This is a genomic window from Pseudomonas sp. TMW 2.1634 (assembly GCF_001703595.1).
GTDB lineage: Bacteria > Pseudomonadota > Gammaproteobacteria > Pseudomonadales > Pseudomonadaceae > Aquipseudomonas > Aquipseudomonas fragi.
Genome location: NZ_CP016849.1, coordinates 3461722 through 3479540, shown reverse-complemented (window position 1 = coordinate 3479540; position 17819 = coordinate 3461722). Strand labels below are relative to the sequence as shown.

The window sequence follows — 17819 nt, the reverse complement described above, 5'->3', positions numbered from 1 at the left end:
AGAGCACCGCCAATCAGGCCCTCTCCGAAAGGGAGAAGGACTGAGCGCCTGCGATTTCAAAAACACCGCCAATCAGCCCCTCTCCCAAAGAGAGAGGGGATTGACCGCGCGCGACTTCAAGAGCACCGCCAATCAGCTCCCTCTCCCTCCGGGAGAGGGTTGGGGTGAGGGGCTCTTCAAGTCGCAGGCAAAAAAAAGCCCCGCCAAATGGCGGGGTTGAGGTACGAGCGTGGCGCTCGGAAAACAGTGCGCTACCCCGGCCTTCGGTGAAGAAGGCCGGGGTGTGGCTTACAACAGGATAGTGCGGATGTCGCCCAGCAACTGGCTCAGACGCTGGGTGAAGCGTGCAGCAGCCGCGCCGTTGATCACACGGTGATCGTAGGAGAGCGACAAAGGCAGCATCAGTTTCGGCTGGAAGGCTTTGCCGTCCCAGACTGGCTGGATGGTGGCCTTGGAAACGCCGAGGATCGCCACTTCCGGTGCGTTGACGATCGGCGTGAAGCCGGTGCCGCCAATGTGCCCGAGGCTGGAAATGGTGAAGCACGCGCCTTGCATGTCGTCTGCGGTGAGCTTCTTGTCACGGGCCTTGGCAGCCAGTGCAGCCGCTTCAGCAGCCAGTTGCAGCAGGCTCTTCTGATCAACGTTCTTGATCACAGGTACCAGCAGGCCATCCGGGGTGTCTACGGCGAAGCCGATGTTGACGTATTTCTTGCGGATGATCGCTTTGCCGCTTGGCGCCAGCGAGCTGTTGAAGTCCGGCATTTCCTTGAGCAGGTGGGCGCAGGACTTGAGCAGCAGCGGCAGTACAGTCAGCTTCACGCCGGCTTTTTCTGCGACGGCTTTTTGCGCGACGCGGAAGGCTTCCAGCTCGGTGATGTCAGCCTGATCGAACTGAGTCACGTGCGGGATGTTCAGCCAGCTGCGGTGCAGGCTCGACGCGCCGATTTGCATCAGGCGGGTCATGGCCACTTCTTCCACTTCACCGAAACGGCTGAAGTCGACAGCAGGAATTGGCGGAATGCCAGCACCACCGGTTGCGCCGGCGGCCGGTGCTTCCTTGGCTTTCTGCATCATGGCTTTGACGTGCGCCTGCACGTCTTCCTTGATGATACGGCCGTGCGGGCCGCTCGGGCTCACCGCGCTCAGCTCGACGCCGAACTCGCGGGCCAGTTGACGCACGGCAGGGCCGGCGTGAACCTTGCCACCCTTTGGCGCAGGCGCGGCGGCCGGGGCAGGTGCTGCCTCGGCTTTGGCGGCTGGCGCAGGGGCAGCAGCAGGGGCTTCAGCTTTGGCCGGTGCTGGAGCAGCAGCGGCCTGAGCCGGAGCAGCAGGGGCAGCAGCGCCTTGAACCTTGAGCTTGAGGATAAAGTCGCCAGTGCCGACTTCGTCATCCAGCTTGACCGCAATGCTCTCGACCACACCGGCGGCTGGCGATGGAATTTCCATGCTGGCCTTGTCGGATTCCAGGGTGATCAAGGATTGATCAGCCTCAACGGTATCGCCGGCCTTGACCAGGATCTCGATGATTTTGGCTTTGCCCGACGAGCCGATATCCGGGACGTGAATGTCCTGGATGGTAGCGGCGGCAGGTGCGGCCGGGGCCGCTGGGGCCTCGGCAGCAGGGGCGGCAGCTGGCTTTTCAGCCGCGGCCGGGGCAGCCGCAGGGGCTGGCGCTTCAGGCGCCGCAGCGGCGCCCTCGGCTTCCAGTTCCAGCAGTTCGTCGCCTTCTTTCAGGCGGTCGCCCAGCTTGATCTTCAGGCTCTTGACGATACCGGCCTTGGGAGCAGGGATTTCCATGCTCGCCTTGTCCGATTCCAGGGTCAGGATGCTCTGGTCGGCTTCGATACGGTCGCCGACTTTTACAAACAGCTCGATGACTTCGCCGTCGCCGCTGCCGATGTCAGGTACTCGAATGAGTTCGCTCACAAATATTCTCCTCAGCAGTCCAGTGGGTTGCGTTTTTCCGGGTTGATGCCGAACTTGACGATGGCTTCTGCCACCACTTTAGGTTCGATATCGCCACGGTCAGCCAGTGCTTCCAGGGCTGCCAACACCACGAAATGACGGTCTACTTCGAAGAAGTGACGCAGTTTTTTGCGGCTGTCGCTGCGGCCGAAACCGTCAGTGCCCAGCACTTTGAATTCCTTGACCGGTACCCACTGGCGAATTTGTTCGGCGAACAGCTTCATGTAGTCGGTAGAGGCAATAACCGGACCTTTACGGCCAGTCAGGCACTCTTCGACGTAGCTCAGCTGAGGCTTCTGGCCAGGGTGCAGACGGTTATGACGCTCTACGGCCAGGCCGTCGCGACGCAGCTCGTTGAAGCTGGTAACGCTCCAGACGTCAGCGCCGATGTTGAACTGTTCACGCAGGATGATCGCCGCTTCACGGACTTCACGCAGGATGGTACCGGAGCCCATCAGCTGGACGTGGTGGGCCGCTTCCTTGGTGTCTTCCTCAAGCAGGTACATACCCTTGACGATGCCTTCCTCGACACCGGCCGGCATGGCTGGCTGCTGGTAGGACTCGTTCATCACGGTGATGTAGTAGAAGACGTCCTGTTGCTCTTCGGTCATCTTCTTCATGCCGTCCTGGATGATCACCGCCAGCTCATAGCCATAGGTCGGATCGAAGGTGCGGCAGTTCGGGATGGTGCCGGCCAGGATGTGGCTGTGACCGTCTTCGTGTTGCAGGCCTTCGCCGTTGAGCGTGGTACGCCCGGCGGTGCCGCCGATCAGGAAGCCACGGGTGCGGCTGTCGCCAGCGGCCCAGGCCAGGTCGCCAATACGCTGGAAGCCGAACATCGAGTAGAAGATGTAGAACGGCAGCATCGGCTGGTTGTGGTTGGAGTACGAAGTACCGGCGGCGATGAAGGAGCTCATGGCGCCTGCTTCGTTGATGCCTTCTTCGAGGATCTGACCTTTTTTGTCTTCGCGGTAGAACATCACCTGGTCTTTATCGACTGGCTCGTAGAGCTGGCCGACGGACGAGTAGATACCCAACTGGCGGAACATGCCTTCCATACCGAAGGTACGGGCTTCGTCCGGGATGATCGGAACGATGCGCGGGCCGATTTCCTTGTCCTTGACCAGCTGCGCCAGGATGCGCACGAAAGCCATGGTGGTGGAAATTTCACGGTCGCCGGAGCCGTCAAGGATGGCCTTGAGGGTTTCCAGTGGCGGCGTCGGGATGCTGATGCTCTGCGCGCGGCGCTGAGGCACGAAACCGCCCAGTGCTGCACGGCGCTCGCTCAGGTAGCGGGCTTCGGCGCTGCCGGCTTCCGGTTTGAAGAACGGCAGGTTTTCGATTTCGTCGTCTTTGACCGGGATGTCGAAACGATCGCGGAACAGCTTCAGGCTTTCAACATCAACCTTCTTGGTGTTGTGCGCGGTGTTTTTCGCTTCGCCGGCGCCGGTGCCATAACCCTTGATGGTCTTGGCCAGGATCACGGTTGGCTGGTCTTTGTGGTTGACCGCTTCGTGGTACGCCGCGTAGACCTTGTACGGGTCGTGGCCGCCACGGTTGAGTTTCCAGATCTCGTCGTCGGACAGGTCTGCAACCATCGCCTTGAGTTCCGGCGAGTTGAAGAAGTGTTCACGCACGAACGCGCCGTCTTTGGCTTTGTAGTTCTGGTACTCGCCGTCGATGACTTCGTCCATGCGACGTTGCAGGATGCCGTCGACGTCCTTGGCCAGCAGCGGGTCCCAGAAACGGCCCCAGATGACTTTGGTCACGTTCCACTGAGCACCGCGGAATACGCCTTCGAGTTCCTGGATGATCTTGCCGTTGCCGCGAACCGGGCCGTCGAGGCGCTGCAGGTTGCAGTTGATGACGAAGATCAGGTTGTCGAGGTTTTCACGACCGGCCAGGGAGATTGCGCCCAGGGATTCCGGTTCGTCGCACTCGCCGTCGCCCAGGAAGCACCAGACTTTCTGGCCAGCAGGGATGTAGCCGCGGGCTTCCAGGTACTTCATGAAGCGCGCCTGGTAGATCGCCTGGATCGGGCCAAGGCCCATCGATACGGTCGGGAACTGCCAGAAATCAGGCATCAGCCAAGGGTGCGGGTAGGACGACAGGCCCTGACCGTCCACTTCCTGGCGGAAGTTGTTCATTTGTTCTTCGCTGATGCGGCCTTCCATGAACGCACGGGCGTAAACGCCTGGCGAGGTGTGACCCTGGAAGTAGATCAGGTCGCCGCCGTGTGCGTCGGTCGGGGCCTGGAAGAAGTAGTTGAAGCCGATGTCATACAGGGTTGCGCTGGAAGCGAAGCTGGAAATGTGACCGCCCAGGTCCGAATCTTTCAAGTTGGTGCGCATCACCATGGCCATCGCGTTCCAGCGCACCAGCGAGCGAATGCGGCGTTCCATGAACAGGTCGCCAGGCATGCGTGCTTCGTGGGTTACCGGAATCGTGTTGCGGTAAGGCGTGGTAATGGCATACGGCAGCTGCGAACCGGTGCGGGTAGCGAGCTCACCCATACGGGTCATCAGGTAGTGAGCGCGGTCTTCGCCTTCTTTGTCGAGAACCGATTCCAGGGCGTCCAGCCATTCCTGGGTTTCGACGGGATCGAGGTCTTGCATGGCTTGCTCCAGGGCGGATAGGCTTCCAGAATCGGTTGCCTGAGTTTGCGACTGGCCTTGTGGGCAGACGACATAAATTCTTGGATGGCCGGAGGTTGATTCCAGCGGCGTGTAGTTTTACTACAAATCGTCGGCCATTTCAGCCTTTCGAGTGCATGAGCCAGTAGTAAAACTACAGGATTGGTCCTGATGGCCACCTGTTTCGTTGTGCGAAAAATCGATATTGTTGGTGCGTTTATCAGTTTTCAGCCCTGAATATGCGGGCTGGATGCTAAACAAAGTGATCTTCGAGCTATTTATAACCTTTGTTCGACAGTCGGATTAAACCGCTGTTTCTTCCTGTCACCGTACTCGGCAACACCATCGCCGATCAAGGATAGACCATGAGCCTTCCGTCGCTTGCTCCAATTCCTGCCCTTTTACAGCCCCTGGCCAGCCGTGCCGAGCAGTCGTGGCGCGCTGCAGTCGCCGGGCTTGAGGGCGGGCAGGGGCTCGACGACTGGTCACCCGAGCGCTGGTCGGCATTCAACCGGGTCAGTGCGGCGAGTGACTTCTTTATAGAACAATCTTTGCGTGACCCTTTGATGTTGCTCGAACTGGCGCGCTCCGGCGAGCTGGACCGCCGCTTTGGCCCCGGTGAACTGTGTGGGCAGATTGCTGCTGCCGCCCAGGCAGCCAGCAGCGATGATGAGTTGGGCCGGGCACTGCGCCGCCAGCGTACTCGCCAGCAGATCCGGATTATCTGGCGTGACCTCAACCGCCAGGCAGACTTGATCGAAACCTGCCGCGACCTGTCGGACATGGCCGATGCCAGCATCGACCAGGCCTACCGCTGGTTGTATCAACGGCATTGCCAGCAGTTTGGCACCCCCGTCGGCAACCGCAGTGGCGAGCCACAGGAGATGGTGATCCTGGGCATGGGCAAGCTTGGCGCTGTAGAGCTGAACCTGTCTTCGGACATCGACCTGATCTTTGCCTACCCCGAGGGGGGTGAAACCGCAGGGGCCAAGCGCCCGCTGGACAACCAGGAGTTCTTTATCCGCCTGGGCCAGCGCCTGATCAAGGCACTGGACCCGATGACCGTCGACGGGTTTGTGTTCCGCGTCGACATGCGCCTGCGCCCCTATGGCTCGTCCGGTGCGCTGGTGCTCAGCTTCAATGCGCTGGAGCAGTACTACCAGGATCAGGGGCGTGACTGGGAACGCTACGCGATGATCAAGGCCCGGGTCGTGGCCGGTGATCAGGTCATGGGCGCACAGCTGCTCAGCCTGTTGCGTCCGTTTGTGTATCGCCGCTACCTCGATTTCTCGGCGATTGAGGCGCTGCGCACCATGAAGCAGCTGATCCAGCAGGAAGTACGGCGCAAAGGCATGGCCGACAACATCAAGCTGGGGGCGGGCGGCATCCGTGAAGTGGAGTTTATCGCCCAGGCTTTCCAGCTGATCCACGGCGGCCGAGACCTCAGCCTGCAACAACGACCGCTGCTCAAAGTCCTGACCATTCTGGAAGGCCAGGGTTATTTGCCTGCAGAGGTGGTCAGCGAGCTGCGCGAAGGTTATGAATTCCTGCGGTACACCGAGCATGCGATTCAGGCCATTGCCGACCGCCAGACCCAAATGCTGCCCGATACCCCGCAGGATCAGGCCCGTATTGCTTTTATGATGGGTTTTGACCACTGGGCGGCATTTCATGAGCAATTGATGATGTGGCGTGGGCGTATCGACTGGCACTTCCGTCAGGTCATTGCCGACCCGGATGAAGAAGAGGTCATCGACGAAGGCGAGCTGATTGTCGGAGGGGAGTGGTTGCCGCTGTGGGAAGAAGTTCAGGACGATGCCGCCGCCTGTGTCCAGCTCGAAGAAGCCGGGTTTGTCGATGCGCCCAAAGCCCTCAAGCAACTGGCCGCCCTGCGTTCCAGCCCGCAGCTGCGCTCCATGCAGCGCCTGGGTCGCGAGCGTCTGGATGCCTTTATCCCGAGATTGCTGGCCCAGGCCGTTGAGCACGCCAACCCTGATCTGGTGCTGGAGCGCGTGTTGCCGCTGGTCGAGGCGGTAGCCCGGCGTTCTGCTTATTTAGTGTTGCTGACCGAAAACCCCGACGCCTTGCGTCGGTTGCTGACGCTGTGCGCGGCCAGCCCGTGGATCGCCGAGCAGATCACCCGCTTTCCGTTGCTGCTCGATGAGCTGCTCAATGAACGCCGCCTGTTCAAGCCGCCGCTGGCCCCTGAGCTGGCCGCCGAGTTGCGCGAACGCCTGACGCGCATTCCCGAGGACGACCTTGAGCAGCAAATGGAAGCCCTGCGCAACTTCAAGCTGGCCCACCGTTTGCGGGTCGCAGCATCGGAAATCTCCGGCAGCCTGCCTTTAATGAAGGTCAGCGATTACCTGACCTGGCTGGCCGAAGCCATTTTGGAACAAGTATTGGCCCTGGCCTGGCGCCAGACCGTGGCCAAGTACGGCACCCCGCAGCGTACCGACGGCAGCCTGTGCGACCCCGGCTTTATTATTGTCGGCTACGGCAAGGTGGGCGGTATCGAGCTGGGGCATGGCTCGGATCTGGACCTGGTGTTTATCCACGATGGCGACCCGAATGCCGAAACCGACGGCGCCAAGCCCATCGACGGTGCGCAATTTTTCACCCGCCTGGGCCAGCGGATCATCCATTTACTGACGGCGCAAACCAACTCCGGGCAGCTGTATGACGTCGATATGCGCCTGCGCCCGTCAGGTGCTTCGGGGTTGCTGGTCAGTTCGCTCGGTGCCTTCGAGCGCTATCAGGAAAACGAAGCCTGGACCTGGGAGCATCAGGCGCTGGTGCGTGCCCGCGTGCTGGTGGGCTGCAAGCAGGTGGGGGCGGCGTTTGAGCAGGTGCGTGCCAGTGTATTGGGCCGCGAGCGGGATTTGCCGACCTTGCGCCAGGAAGTCAGCGAGATGCGCGCCAAGATGCGCGACAACCTGGGCACTCGGATAACCGCCGCAGGTACTGCCGAAAATGCCTATGAGGCCACTGTGCCATTCGACCTTAAGCAGGACGCCGGAGGTATCGTCGATATTGAATTTATGGTGCAATACGCGGCCCTGGCGTGGTCCAGGGAACACCCGGCGTTACTGCGCTACACCGACAATATCCGCATTCTGGAAGGGCTGGAGCAGGTCGGGCTGATGCCCGCCACCGATGCCAGCCTGTTGCGCGAGGCGTACAAGGCCTTTCGCGCCGTCGCCCACCGCCAAGCCTTGCAAAAGGAGGCCGGGGTGGTCACGGGGGATCAATTTGTCGTCGAGCGTCAACACGTGCGACGCATCTGGTCCGAGCTAGGATTGAGCTAGGTTGCTGGCTCACACACAGAGTTAAAGCTGTAAGAACGTATCCGGCGGGTCCATAAGCCCCGTCCAATTTGCCTGACGCCTTGTGGTGCGGGTGCTGGATTCTTTGAGGAGCGTAATGATGTCGATGGCTGATCGTGATGGTGTGATCTGGTATGACGGCAAGCTGGTGCCGTGGCGCGATGCCACGACCCATGTGCTGACCCATACATTGCACTACGGCATGGGCGTGTTTGAAGGTGTGCGCGCTTACGAAACCCCGCAGGGCGCGGCGATTTTCCGCTTGCAGGCGCACACTGACCGCCTGTTCGATTCGGCCCACATCATGGGCATGAAGATCCCGTTCAGCAAAGACGAAATCAACGAAGCGACCCGCATTGCGGTGCGTGAAAACAACCTCGACAGCGCTTACATCCGCCCGATGGTGTTCTACGGCTCCGAAGCGATGGGGCTGCGCGCCACCGGCCTGAAAGTCCATGTAATCATCGCGCCGTGGAGCTGGGGTGCCTATATGGGCGCCGAAGCCCTGGAAGTCGGGATCAAGGTGCGTACCAGCTCCTTTACCCGCCATCATGTGAACATCTCCATGACCCGGGCCAAGGCCAACGGTCATTACATCAACTCGATGCTGGCCCTGCAGGAAGCGATTTCCGGCGGTGCCGATGAAGCGCTGTTGCTCGACCCCGAAGGTTTTGTGGCTGAAGGCTCGGGCGAAAACGTATTCCTGGTCAAGGATGGCGTGATCTACACCCCGGACGTGACGGCCTGCCTGAACGGCATTACCCGCAGCACGATCCTGACCCTGGCCACTGAGCTGGGGTACAAGTTTGTTGAAAAACGCATCACCCGCGACGAGGTGTATATCGCCGATGAAGCGTTCTTTACCGGCACTGCCGCTGAAGTGACGCCGATTCGCGAAGTCGACGGGCGTCAAATCGGGATCGGCCGCCGTGGCCCGATCACCGAAAAACTGCAAAAGGCTTACTTTGACCTGGTGACCGGCAAGACTACGGACCATCCAGAGTGGCGTACACTGGTCAAGTAATGTCGGCATAGCATCACAGCAGGGAGGCGAATGCCTCCCTTGCTTGTTTATGGAAACTTATGAATATTTTGATCGTTGGGCCCAGCTGGGTCGGTGACATGGTGATGGCGCAGACACTGTTCCAGTGCCTCAAGCAGCGCCACCCGCAGTGCGAAATCGATGTGCTGGCCCCCGAGTGGAGCCGGCCCATCCTTGAGCGCATGCCTGAAGTTCGCAAGGCCTTGAGCTTCCCGCTCGGTCATGGCGCGCTCGAACTGGCCACGCGACGCAAGATCGGCAAGTCCCTCAAGGGCCAGTACGATCAGGCAATTTTGTTGCCCAACTCGCTGAAATCGGCACTGGTGCCGTTTTTTGCGGGCATTCCCACGCGTACCGGCTGGCGCGGCGAGTTCCGCTACGGCCTGCTTAACGATGTGCGCAAGCTCGACAAACAACGTTACCCGTTGATGATCGAGCGCTTTATGGCCCTGGCCTATGAGCCGGGCGCTGACCTGCCCAAGCCATACCCGCGCCCCGATTTGCAGATTGACCCGCAAAGCCGTGCCGGTGCCCTGGCCAAGTTTGGCCTGGAGCTGGACCGTCCGGTGCTGGCGCTGTGCCCGGGTGCCGAATTCGGCGAGTCCAAGCGCTGGCCGTCCGAGCACTACGCCAAAGTCGCCGAGCAAAAGATCCGTGAAGGCTGGCAAGTGTGGTTGTTTGGCTCGAAAAACGATCACGGGGTGGGCGAAGAGATCCGCTCGCGCCTGATCCCGGGGCTGCGCGAAGAGTCGGTCAACCTTAGCGGCGAAACCTCGCTGGCCGAGGCCATCGACCTGCTGTCCTGTGCCGACGCCGTGGTGTCCAACGACTCGGGGCTGATGCACGTCGCGGCTGCGCTGAACCGCCCGCTGGTGGCCGTTTACGGCTCCACGTCACCCGGTTTTACCCCGCCCCTGGCGGACAAGGTTGAAATCGTGCGCCTGGGCCTCGATTGCAGCCCGTGCTTTGACCGCACCTGCCGTTTTGGCCACTACAACTGCCTGCGCGAGCTGATGCCGCACCTGGTGGTGGAAGCCTTGCAGCGCTTGCAGGGTTCACCGGTCGAGGTCAACTAGGTGCGAGTTCTGTTGGTCAAAACCTCATCCCTGGGCGATGTGATCCATGCCTTGCCGGCGCTGACCGATGCGGCGCGGGCGATTCCGGGTATCACCTTTGACTGGGTTGTGGAGGAGGGCTTTGCCGAAATCCCGACCTGGCACCCGGCGGTGGGTAAAGTCATTCCTGTGGCGATCCGCCGCTGGCGCAAAAACATCTGGCAAACCCTCAAAAGTGGCGAGTGGAGCCGTTTCAAGCAAAGCCTGCGCGCGGAAAAATACGACTTGGTGATCGACGCCCAGGGCCTGGTCAAAAGTGCCTGGCTGACCCGTTATGTAAAAGCCCCGGTGGCCGGCCTGGATAAAGACTCGGCGCGTGAACCCCTGGCCAGCCGCTTTTATCAGCGGCGCCTGGCGGTGGCCCGTGGGCAGCATGCGGTCGAGCGTCTGCGTCAGCTGTTTGCCGTTGCGCTGGGCTACGACCTGCCCAAGGGCCTGGGTGATTACGGCCTGGATGTTGAAAGGCTGGTGGAACTGCCACGCACAAAGCCCTTCGTGCTGTTTTTGCACGGCACCACCTGGGACACCAAGCACTGGCCCGAAGTCTACTGGCGCGACCTGGCCCAGCGCATGGGCCATCTGGGTGTCGAAGTGCGCCTGCCGTGGGGTAACCCGGCTGAAAAGGCCCGGGCCGAGCGTATTGCCGCGGGCTTGAAGAATGCCGTGGTACTGCCCAAATTGAATCTGGCCGGTGTCGCCAAGGTACTGGCCAGTGCCAGTGCCTGCGTGGCAGTCGATACCGGGCTCGGGCATTTGGCCGCCGCACTGGATGTGCCGACCATCTCCCTGTTCGGCCCGACCAATCCGGGCCTGACCGGTGCCTATGGCAAGGGGCAGATCCACCTGGCCAGTGATTTTCCGTGCGCGCCGTGCCTGCAGAAAAAATGCACCTACACTCCGACTGCCCAGGACCAGCAGCGGTTTGACCTGAAAAACGAGTGGCCCCTGTGCTTCACCCGTTTGAACCCTGAGCGTGTCGCGAGTCGATTAAGCACGTTGTTACTGGCTGAGGAACTGCGCTGATGCAACTGGCTTTTGTGCTGTACAAATACTTTCCGTTTGGCGGGCTGCAACGGGATTTCATGCGCATTGCGCTGGAATGCCAAAAGCGCGGCCATCAAATCCGCGTCTACACCATGATCTGGGAAGGCGACATCCCGCCCGGCTTTGAAGTGCTGGTGGCGCCGGTCAAGGCGTTCCATAACCACACCCGCAACGAAAAAATGCTCGCCTGGATGCAGGCCGACCTGGCCAAGCGCCCGGTGGACCGCCTGATCGGCTTCAACAAGATGCCCGGCCTGGACGTGTACTACGCGGCGGACGGCTGCTTTGAAGACAAGGCGCAAAACCTGCGTCACTCGTTTTATCGCTTCTTCAAGCGCTACAAGCACTTTGCCGAATACGAGCGGGCGGTGTTCGCCAAGGATGCCAAGACTGAAATCCTGATGATTTCCGAAGTCCAGCAGCCGCTGTTTATCAAGCATTACGACACCCCGCTGGAGCGCTTCCACCTGCTGCCGCCGGGTATCGCCCTGGACCGCCGCGCGCCGGCCAATGCGGCCGAGATTCGTGCCGAGTTCCGCCGTGAATTCAACCTGGCCGACGACGACTTGCTGCTGGTGCAGATCGGCTCGGGCTTCAAGACCAAGGGTGTGGACCGCAGCCTCAAAGCGCTGGCGGCCTTGCCGGGTGAGCTTAAAAAACGCACCAAACTGTTTGTAATCGGCCAGGACGACCCCAAAGTCTTTCAATTGCAGAGTGCCACTTTGGGCTTGGGTGACCATGTGCAGTTCCTCAAGGGGCGCAGTGATATCCCGCGCTTCCTGCTGGGTGCCGACTTGCTGATTCATCCGGCCTACAACGAAAACACCGGCACCGTACTGCTTGAAGCACTGGTCGCAGGTTTACCGGTGCTGGTCAGCGCTGTTTGCGGCTACGCCCACTACATCAGCGACGCCGATTGCGGCCGCGTACTGGACGAGCCGTTCGAGCAGGCGCAACTCAATGAATACCTGACACACATGTTGTCCGACGACACTGCGCGCGCGGCCTGGAGCCGAAACGGCCTGGCCTACGCGCAGACGGCCGACCTCTACAGCATGCCGCAGCACGCTGCGGATGTGATTCTGGCGGAGCAACACTGATGAAACTGATTCTTGCCGAACCGTTCAAGAGCTTGTGGGCCGGGCGCGATGCGTTCGCCGAAGTCGAGCGCCTGGAAGGCGAGGTTTACCGCGAACTGGAAGGCCGGCGTACCTTGCGTACTGAAGTCGACGGGCGCGGTTTCTTTGTGAAAATCCACCGTGGTATCGGCTGGGGTGAAGTGTTCAAGAACCTGCTGACCGCCAAGCTGCCAGTACTCGGTGCGGGCCAGGAGTGGCGGGCGATCAAGCGTCTGCACGAAGTCGGGGTGCCGACCATGACCGCCGTGGCCTACGGCGAAAAGGGCAGCAACCCGGCGGCGCAGCACTCGTTCATCATTACTGAAGAACTGGCGCCTACGGTGAGCCTTGAAGACTTCAGCCTCAACTGGGTCAAGCAGCCGCCGCAGCCCAGGCTCAAGCATGCACTGATCGCCGAAGTGGCGCGCATGACCGGCATGATGCACCGCGCCGGGGTCAACCACCGCGACTGCTATATCTGCCACTTCTTGCTGCACACCGACAAGCCGGTGACTGCGGACAACTTCCGGCTGTCGGTGATCGACCTGCACCGCGCCCAGACCCGGGCCGTGATCAGCAAACGCTGGCGCAACAAGGACCTGGCGGCGCTGTACTTTTCGGCACTGGATATCGGCCTGACCCAGCGGGACAAACTGCGCTTTTTGCGCGGTTACTTCCAGATGCCCCTGCGCCAGATCCTGCGTGAAGAAGCCCGCCTGCTGGCGTGGCTCGAAGGCAAGGCGAGCAAACTCTACGAACGCAAACAGCGTTATGGGGATGCACTGTAATGGCGGGTTGGAATCTGGATCCTGCTTACAGTGCGTTGGCGTCTGATTTTGGCAGTTTGGAAGCGGTGTTTGCCCTGCAGGGCGAGCACCTGACCCGTGACCCGCTGTCGGAAGTAATCCGCGTGCAGCGCGATGGCGTGAATTATTACGTCAAGCGCTACACCGGCGCGGGCAAGGGCTTGCGTCGTTACCTGGGCCGCCCGCGGGTCAAGTCCGAATGGCAGAACCTCAAGCGCTTCGCCAAGTGGGGCATCCCCACGGCCGAAGTGGTGGCCTGGGGCCTTGAGCGCAGCGGCTTTGCCTATTCCCGTGGCGCCATGATCACCCGTGAGCTGCCCAACACCCGCGACCTTTCGGAGCTGGCGGACAATCATGATCCGTTGCTCAAGGACCGTGCCTGGGTCGATTGCGTGAGCCGCCAGCTGGCGCGCTACACCAAGACCATGCATGACCATCGCTTTACCCATAACGACCTGAAGTGGCGCAACCTGCTGATCGACGAGCAGCCCAAGCTGTTCTTGATCGACTGCCCCAACGGCGACTTCTGGCGCGGCTTCTGGCTCAAGTACCGCATCACCAAAGACCTGGCGTGCCTCGACAAAGTGGCCAAGTACCATTTGTCCTGGACCCAGCGTTTGCGTTTCTATTTCCAATACACCGGGCGCACGACGCTCAATGCGGCGGACAAGGAACGTGTCCGTCATATCGTGCGTTTTTTTGAGGGCCGGGAATGACTGATTTTATCGCCGAAGCTGACCGGGCATTGCTTGAGCGCAATGGCCTGGCTAACTTCGATGCGCTGTGGGCCGTGCAGCTGGAAGCGGTGGACGAGCCCAACACCAGTGGTGGTGGCTGGAGCAGCGTGTTTCGCATGGACCTCGAAGGCCGGGGGTTTTACCTCAAGCGCCAGAGCAACTACCTGACCCGCACGCTGCACAGCCCGCTGGGTGAGCCGACCTTTGCCCGCGAGTTTCGTAATATTCAGCGCTATCAGCAGATGGGTATTCCGGCGTTGGAAGCGGTGTTTTTTGGCGAGCGAAAAGTGCCGGGCGAGCGCCGTGCAGTGCTGCTGACCCGGGCGCTCGACGGTTGGGATGACCTTGACTCATTGTTGGAGCAGTGGCCGCAACTGACCCCTGCGCAACAGCAGGCGATTGTGCGCGAGTGCGGGCTGTTGGCCCGGCGTGTTCACGCTGCGCGCCAGGTGCATGGCTGTTTTTACCCCAAGCACATTTTCTTGCAGGCCGATGGCGCGGGTTATCGCGCGCAACTGATCGACCTGGAGAAAACCCGGCCCTTGCTGCTGGGCCAGCGTGACCGGGTCAAGGATATCGAGCCGTTGCTGCGTCGGGCCCATGCTTGGGGCGAGGCTGAGGTGCGGGCCTTGCTCGCGGCTTATCTGGACCAGCCGATGGACAGTGGGCTGGTTGACGCCTGGCTGGCGCGCCTGAATCTGCGGCGCAATCACAAGGGAGCCCGCTGATGCGTTTGTCCGAACTGCAAAAGTCTGGCCGTGCGCCGGGCTTGCCGCTGAGCATTGAGCTGGCCGACGCGGCCGGGCCTGCGCAGCTGCAACTGCTGAGCTTGTTGCGGGTGTTGCCGGGCCAGCGCTATGTCGGCGCCGGTGTGTGGCGCGGGCGTACCGTGCTGGCCAAGTTGATAGTGGGTGCCAAGGCGGCGCGCAACTTTCAGCGCGAGTTGACGGGTGTACGCCTGCTGGCAGAGCAAGGCCTGACCACGCCGCAACTGCTGGCCGATGGCTTGCAAGAGGGCGAGGGTGGCTGGCTGCTGTTCGAGTTTCTTGAGGGCGCACACAGCCTGGGCGATGCCTGGGATGCCGTTGCCTCGTTGCCGGTACTGGCTGACGAACAGGTGGCAGTATTGGCCGAGGCACTGGCGGCCATCGGCCAGATGCACCTCAAGGGCCTGTGGCAGGAAGACCTGCACCTGGACAACCTGCTGCGCCAGGGCGGCAAGCTGTACTTGATCGACGGCGCGGGCATTTGTGTCGAAGAGGCGGGTAAACCGCTGTCGCGACAAAAAGTGCTGGAGAATCTCGGGGTGTTTTTCGCCCAGTTACCCATCAGCCTTGAGCCTTTTATTGAAGAGTTGCTGGTGCACTACTTGCTGAGCAATGGCGAACACGCCTTGCCGCTCGAAGCGTTGCTCAAGCAGGTCGAAAAAGTCCGGGCTTGGCGCCTGCATGACTTCTTGAACAAGACCGGTCGCGATTGTTCGTTGTTCAGCGTGCAGCAGGGGGCCTTTGCCCTGCGTGCCATTCGGCGCGAAGAGGAGCCGGCTATGCTGCCGGTCCTGGCCAGGGCCGATGCCTTGCTCGACCAGGGGCATCTGTACAAGACCGGCGGCGCAGCGAGTGTCGGCAAGGTTGAGGTGGATGGCCGCACGCTGGTTATCAAGCGCTACAACATCAAGGGCTTTGCTCACTGGCTCAAGCGCTTCTGGCGCCCGAGCCGGGCCTGGCATTCCTGGCGTGAAGGCAATCGACTGGCGTTTCTGGGCATTGCCACGCCCAAGCCGCTGGCGCTGCTGGAGACACGGTTCTTGTGGTTGCGGGGCAAGGCGTATCTGGTCACTGAGCATTTGCCGGGGCCAGATATCATCGAGCGCTTTGCGCCGTATGTTGAGCAGGGTAATGCGCCTGAAGCCGAGCTGGTGGCGCTGGACCGGCTGTTTGCCGACCTGTTGCGTGAACGCATCAGCCACGGAGACCTCAAGGGCCATAACGTGTTCTGGGCGGATGGCCGCTGGGCGTTGATTGATCTGGATTCGATGTGCCAGCACCGTTCGGCAAGCAGCTTTGCTGCGGCCTATGCCCGCGACCGGGCGCGCTTTATGCGCAACTGGCCGGTGGGCAGTGCGTTGTATCAGGTGATTGACGGGCGGCTGCCCAAAGAATCGGGCTAGGCCTTTGTGGGAGCGGGCTTGCTCGCGATGCAAGCGCTGCGGTCGGCCAGGTAAACCGCAGTGATGCCATCGCGAGCAAGCCCGCTCCCACAGGGAGGGTGCCGGGGCTTTTAGAAGCTGTACTGCGCCCCGGCCCCCGCATACCACGAGCGGCCCGGCGCCGCTTCGTAGTAGCGGCTGTTGGAGTCGCCGACAATCACCGAGCCCACATACTGACGGTCCAGCAGGTTGTCCAGACGCAAGGTCTGGTGGAAGGTCCAGTGCTCGATCTTCTGTTCAAACTTCGCCCGCCAGTCCAAAGAATCGGGCTAGGCCTTTGTGGGAGCGGGCTTGCTCGCGATGCAAGCGCTGCGGTCGGCCAGGTAAACCGCAGTGATGCCATCGCGAGCAAGCCCGCTCCCACAGGGAGGGTGCCGGGGCTTTTAGAAACTGTACTGCGCCCCGGCCCCCGCATACCACGAGCGGCCCGGTGCCGCTTCGTAGAAGCGCCGATTGCCGTCGGCCACAATCACCGAACCTACATACTGACGGTCCAGCAGGTTGTCCAGACGCAAGGTCTGGTGGAAGGTCCAGTGTTCGATCTTCTGTTCAAACTTCGCCCGCCAGTCCAAAAAATCGGGCTAGGCCTTTGTGGGAGCGGGCTTGCTCGCGATGCAAGCGCTGCGGTCGGCCAGGTAAACCGCAGTGATGCCATCGCGAGCAAGCCCGCTCCCACAGGGAGGGTGCCGGGGCTTTTAGAAACTGTACTGCGCCCCAGCCCCCGCATACCACGAGCGGCCCGGTGCCGCTTCGTAGAAGCGCCGATTGCCGTCGGCCACAATCACCGAACCTACATACTGACGGTCCAGCAGGTTGTCCAGACGCAAGGTCTGGTGGAAGGTCCAGTGCTCGATCTTCTGTTCAAACTTCGCCCGCCAGTCCAAAGAATCGGGCTAGGCCTTTGTGGGAGCGGGCTTGCTCGCGATGCAAGCGCTGCGGTCGGCCAGGTAAACCGCAGTGATGCCATCGCGAGCAAGCCCGCTCCCACAGGGAGGGTGCCGGGGCTTTTAGAAGCTGTACTGCGCCCCGGCCCCCGCATACCACGAGCGGCCCGGTGCCGCTTCGTAGTAGCGGCTGTTGGAGTCGCCGACAATCACCGAGCCCACATACTGACGGTCCAGCAGGTTGTCCAGACGCAAGGTCTGGTGGAAGGTCCAGTGCTCGATCTTCTGTTCAAACTTCGCCCGCCAGTCCAAAGAATCGGGCTAGGCCTTTGTGGGAGCGAGCAAGCCCGCTCCCACAGGGAGGGTGCTGGGGCTTTTAGAAACTGTACTGCGCCCCGGCGCCGGCATACCACGAGCGGCCCGGTGCCGCTTCGTAGTAGCGGCTGTTGGAGTCGCCGACAATCACCGAGCCCACATACTGACGGTCCAGCAGGTTGTCCAGACGCAAGGTCTGGTGGAAGGTCCAGTGCTCGATCTTCTGTTCAAACTTCGCCCGCCAGTCCAAAGAATCGGGCTAGGCCTTTGTGGGAGCGGGCTTGCTCGCGATGCAAGCGCTGCGGTCGGCCAGGTAAACCGCAGTGATGCCATCGCGAGCAAGCCCGCTCCCACAGGGAGGGTGCTGGGGCTTTTAGAAACTGTACTGCGCCCCGGCCCCCGCATACCACGAGCGGCCCGGCGCCGCTTCGTAGTAGCGGCTGTTGGAGTCGCCGACAATCACCGAGCCCACATACTGACGGTCCAGCAGGTTGTCCAGACGCAAGGTCTGGTGGAAGGTCCAGTGTTCGATCTTCTGTTCAAACTTCGCCTGCCAGTCCAAAGAATCGGGCTAGGCCTTTGTGGGAGCGGGCTTGCTCGCGATGCAAGCGCTGCGGTCAGCCAG

The 17819-nt window shown here is 61.2% G+C and carries 11 protein-coding genes and 6 pseudogenes; 9 read left to right on the top strand and 8 right to left on the bottom strand.

The genetic code is table 11. From position 1 onward, the window contains the following. Positions 1-288: 288 nt before the first annotated feature. Together aceF and aceE are read right to left on the bottom strand one after the other, a co-directional pair. Entirely contained in the window at positions 289-1926 is a 1638-nt protein-coding gene (gene aceF / locus BFC21_RS16420; RefSeq protein WP_106115468.1) for a dihydrolipoyllysine-residue acetyltransferase, read from the bottom strand. An 11-nt stretch (positions 1927-1937) separates the two neighbouring features. After that, positions 1938-4580 (bottom strand): pyruvate dehydrogenase (acetyl-transferring), homodimeric type, encoded by a 2643-nt coding sequence (aceE, locus tag BFC21_RS16415; protein ID WP_088378388.1) that lies wholly within the window; start codon positions 4578-4580, stop codon positions 1938-1940. Between the two features lie 383 nt (positions 4581-4963). Between aceE and glnE the strand changes: the two genes are divergently transcribed. The 9 genes from glnE to BFC21_RS16370 all read left to right on the top strand — a co-directional run bounded on the left by glnE (position 4964) and on the right by BFC21_RS16370 (position 15956). Further along, positions 4964-7906, top strand: a complete 2943-nt coding sequence (gene glnE, locus BFC21_RS16410) for a bifunctional [glutamate--ammonia ligase]-adenylyl-L-tyrosine phosphorylase/[glutamate--ammonia-ligase] adenylyltransferase (protein WP_120266371.1) — start codon at positions 4964-4966, stop codon at positions 7904-7906. Between the two features lie 118 nt (positions 7907-8024). Then, positions 8025-8948 (top strand): branched-chain amino acid transaminase, encoded by a 924-nt coding sequence (locus tag BFC21_RS16405; RefSeq protein WP_086799156.1) that lies wholly within the window; start codon positions 8025-8027, stop codon positions 8946-8948. Positions 8949-9007: 59 nt separating this feature from the next. Beyond that, complete coding sequence (gene waaF / locus BFC21_RS16400) at positions 9008-10042, top strand: lipopolysaccharide heptosyltransferase II (RefSeq protein ID WP_016783248.1); 1035 nt, start codon at positions 9008-9010, stop codon at positions 10040-10042. Then, complete coding sequence (gene waaC, locus BFC21_RS16395) at positions 10043-11104, top strand: lipopolysaccharide heptosyltransferase I (RefSeq protein ID WP_088378386.1); 1062 nt, start codon at positions 10043-10045, stop codon at positions 11102-11104. After that, positions 11104-12225 (top strand): glycosyltransferase family 4 protein, encoded by a 1122-nt coding sequence (locus BFC21_RS16390; protein WP_086799152.1) that lies wholly within the window; start codon positions 11104-11106, stop codon positions 12223-12225. The genes waaC and BFC21_RS16390 overlap by 1 nt, the downstream gene beginning before the upstream one ends. Continuing rightward, positions 12225-13031 carry a lipopolysaccharide core heptose(I) kinase RfaP gene (gene rfaP / locus BFC21_RS16385; RefSeq protein ID WP_016783251.1) on the top strand — a complete coding sequence of 269 codons (807 nt, stop codon included), beginning with the start codon at positions 12225-12227 and terminating at the stop codon, positions 13029-13031. The genes BFC21_RS16390 and rfaP overlap by 1 nt, the downstream gene beginning before the upstream one ends. Further along, the gene (locus BFC21_RS16380; RefSeq protein WP_088378385.1) at positions 13031-13765 is read left to right on the top strand and encodes a lipopolysaccharide kinase InaA family protein; all 735 of its coding nucleotides are present in this window, start codon (positions 13031-13033) and stop codon (positions 13763-13765) included. Before rfaP ends, BFC21_RS16380 begins: the two co-directional genes overlap by 1 nt. Beyond that, the gene (locus BFC21_RS16375) at positions 13762-14514 is read left to right on the top strand and encodes a lipopolysaccharide kinase InaA family protein (RefSeq protein WP_088378384.1); all 753 of its coding nucleotides are present in this window, start codon (positions 13762-13764) and stop codon (positions 14512-14514) included. Before BFC21_RS16380 ends, BFC21_RS16375 begins: the two co-directional genes overlap by 4 nt. Beyond that, the gene (locus BFC21_RS16370; RefSeq protein ID WP_120266370.1) at positions 14514-15956 is read left to right on the top strand and encodes a lipopolysaccharide kinase InaA family protein; all 1443 of its coding nucleotides are present in this window, start codon (positions 14514-14516) and stop codon (positions 15954-15956) included. Before BFC21_RS16375 ends, BFC21_RS16370 begins: the two co-directional genes overlap by 1 nt. A 110-nt stretch (positions 15957-16066) precedes the next feature. Here BFC21_RS16370 and BFC21_RS16365 read toward each other — a convergent pair. The 6 pseudogenes from BFC21_RS16365 to BFC21_RS16335 all read right to left on the bottom strand — a co-directional run. Continuing rightward, positions 16067-16252 (bottom strand): annotated as a pseudogene (locus BFC21_RS16365) (hypothetical protein); the annotation flags it as partial. A gap of 126 nt (positions 16253-16378) precedes the next feature. Further along, positions 16379-16564 (bottom strand): annotated as a pseudogene (locus BFC21_RS16360) (hypothetical protein); the annotation flags it as partial. A 126-nt stretch (positions 16565-16690) separates the two neighbouring features. Beyond that, positions 16691-16876 (bottom strand): annotated as a pseudogene (locus BFC21_RS16355) (hypothetical protein); the annotation flags it as partial. A 126-nt stretch (positions 16877-17002) separates the two neighbouring features. Beyond that, positions 17003-17188 (bottom strand): annotated as a pseudogene (locus tag BFC21_RS16350) (hypothetical protein); the annotation flags it as partial. Positions 17189-17255: 67 nt separating this feature from the next. After that, positions 17256-17441 (bottom strand): annotated as a pseudogene (locus BFC21_RS16345) (hypothetical protein); the annotation flags it as partial. Between the two features lie 126 nt (positions 17442-17567). Continuing rightward, positions 17568-17717: pseudogene (locus tag BFC21_RS16335) on the bottom strand (hypothetical protein); the annotation flags it as partial. Positions 17718-17819: the final 102 nt, after the last annotated feature.

Excerpts from the sequence above, each read along its gene's own strand:
- waaF (WP_016783248.1), top strand. The coding sequence starts at position 9,008 with ATGAATATTTTGATCGTTGGGCCCAGCTGGGTCGGTGACATGGTGATG.
- glnE (WP_120266371.1), top strand. The coding sequence starts at position 4,964 with ATGAGCCTTCCGTCGCTTGCTCCAATTCCTGCCCTTTTACAGCCCCTG.
- aceE (WP_088378388.1), bottom strand. The coding sequence starts at position 4,580 with ATGCAAGACCTCGATCCCGTCGAAACCCAGGAATGGCTGGACGCCCTG.
- BFC21_RS16370 (WP_120266370.1), top strand. The coding sequence starts at position 14,514 with ATGCGTTTGTCCGAACTGCAAAAGTCTGGCCGTGCGCCGGGCTTGCCG.
- BFC21_RS16390 (WP_086799152.1), top strand. The coding sequence starts at position 11,104 with ATGCAACTGGCTTTTGTGCTGTACAAATACTTTCCGTTTGGCGGGCTG.
- BFC21_RS16380 (WP_088378385.1), top strand. The coding sequence starts at position 13,031 with ATGGCGGGTTGGAATCTGGATCCTGCTTACAGTGCGTTGGCGTCTGAT.
- rfaP (WP_016783251.1), top strand. The coding sequence starts at position 12,225 with ATGAAACTGATTCTTGCCGAACCGTTCAAGAGCTTGTGGGCCGGGCGC.
- BFC21_RS16405 (WP_086799156.1), top strand. The coding sequence starts at position 8,025 with ATGTCGATGGCTGATCGTGATGGTGTGATCTGGTATGACGGCAAGCTG.
- BFC21_RS16375 (WP_088378384.1), top strand. The coding sequence starts at position 13,762 with ATGACTGATTTTATCGCCGAAGCTGACCGGGCATTGCTTGAGCGCAAT.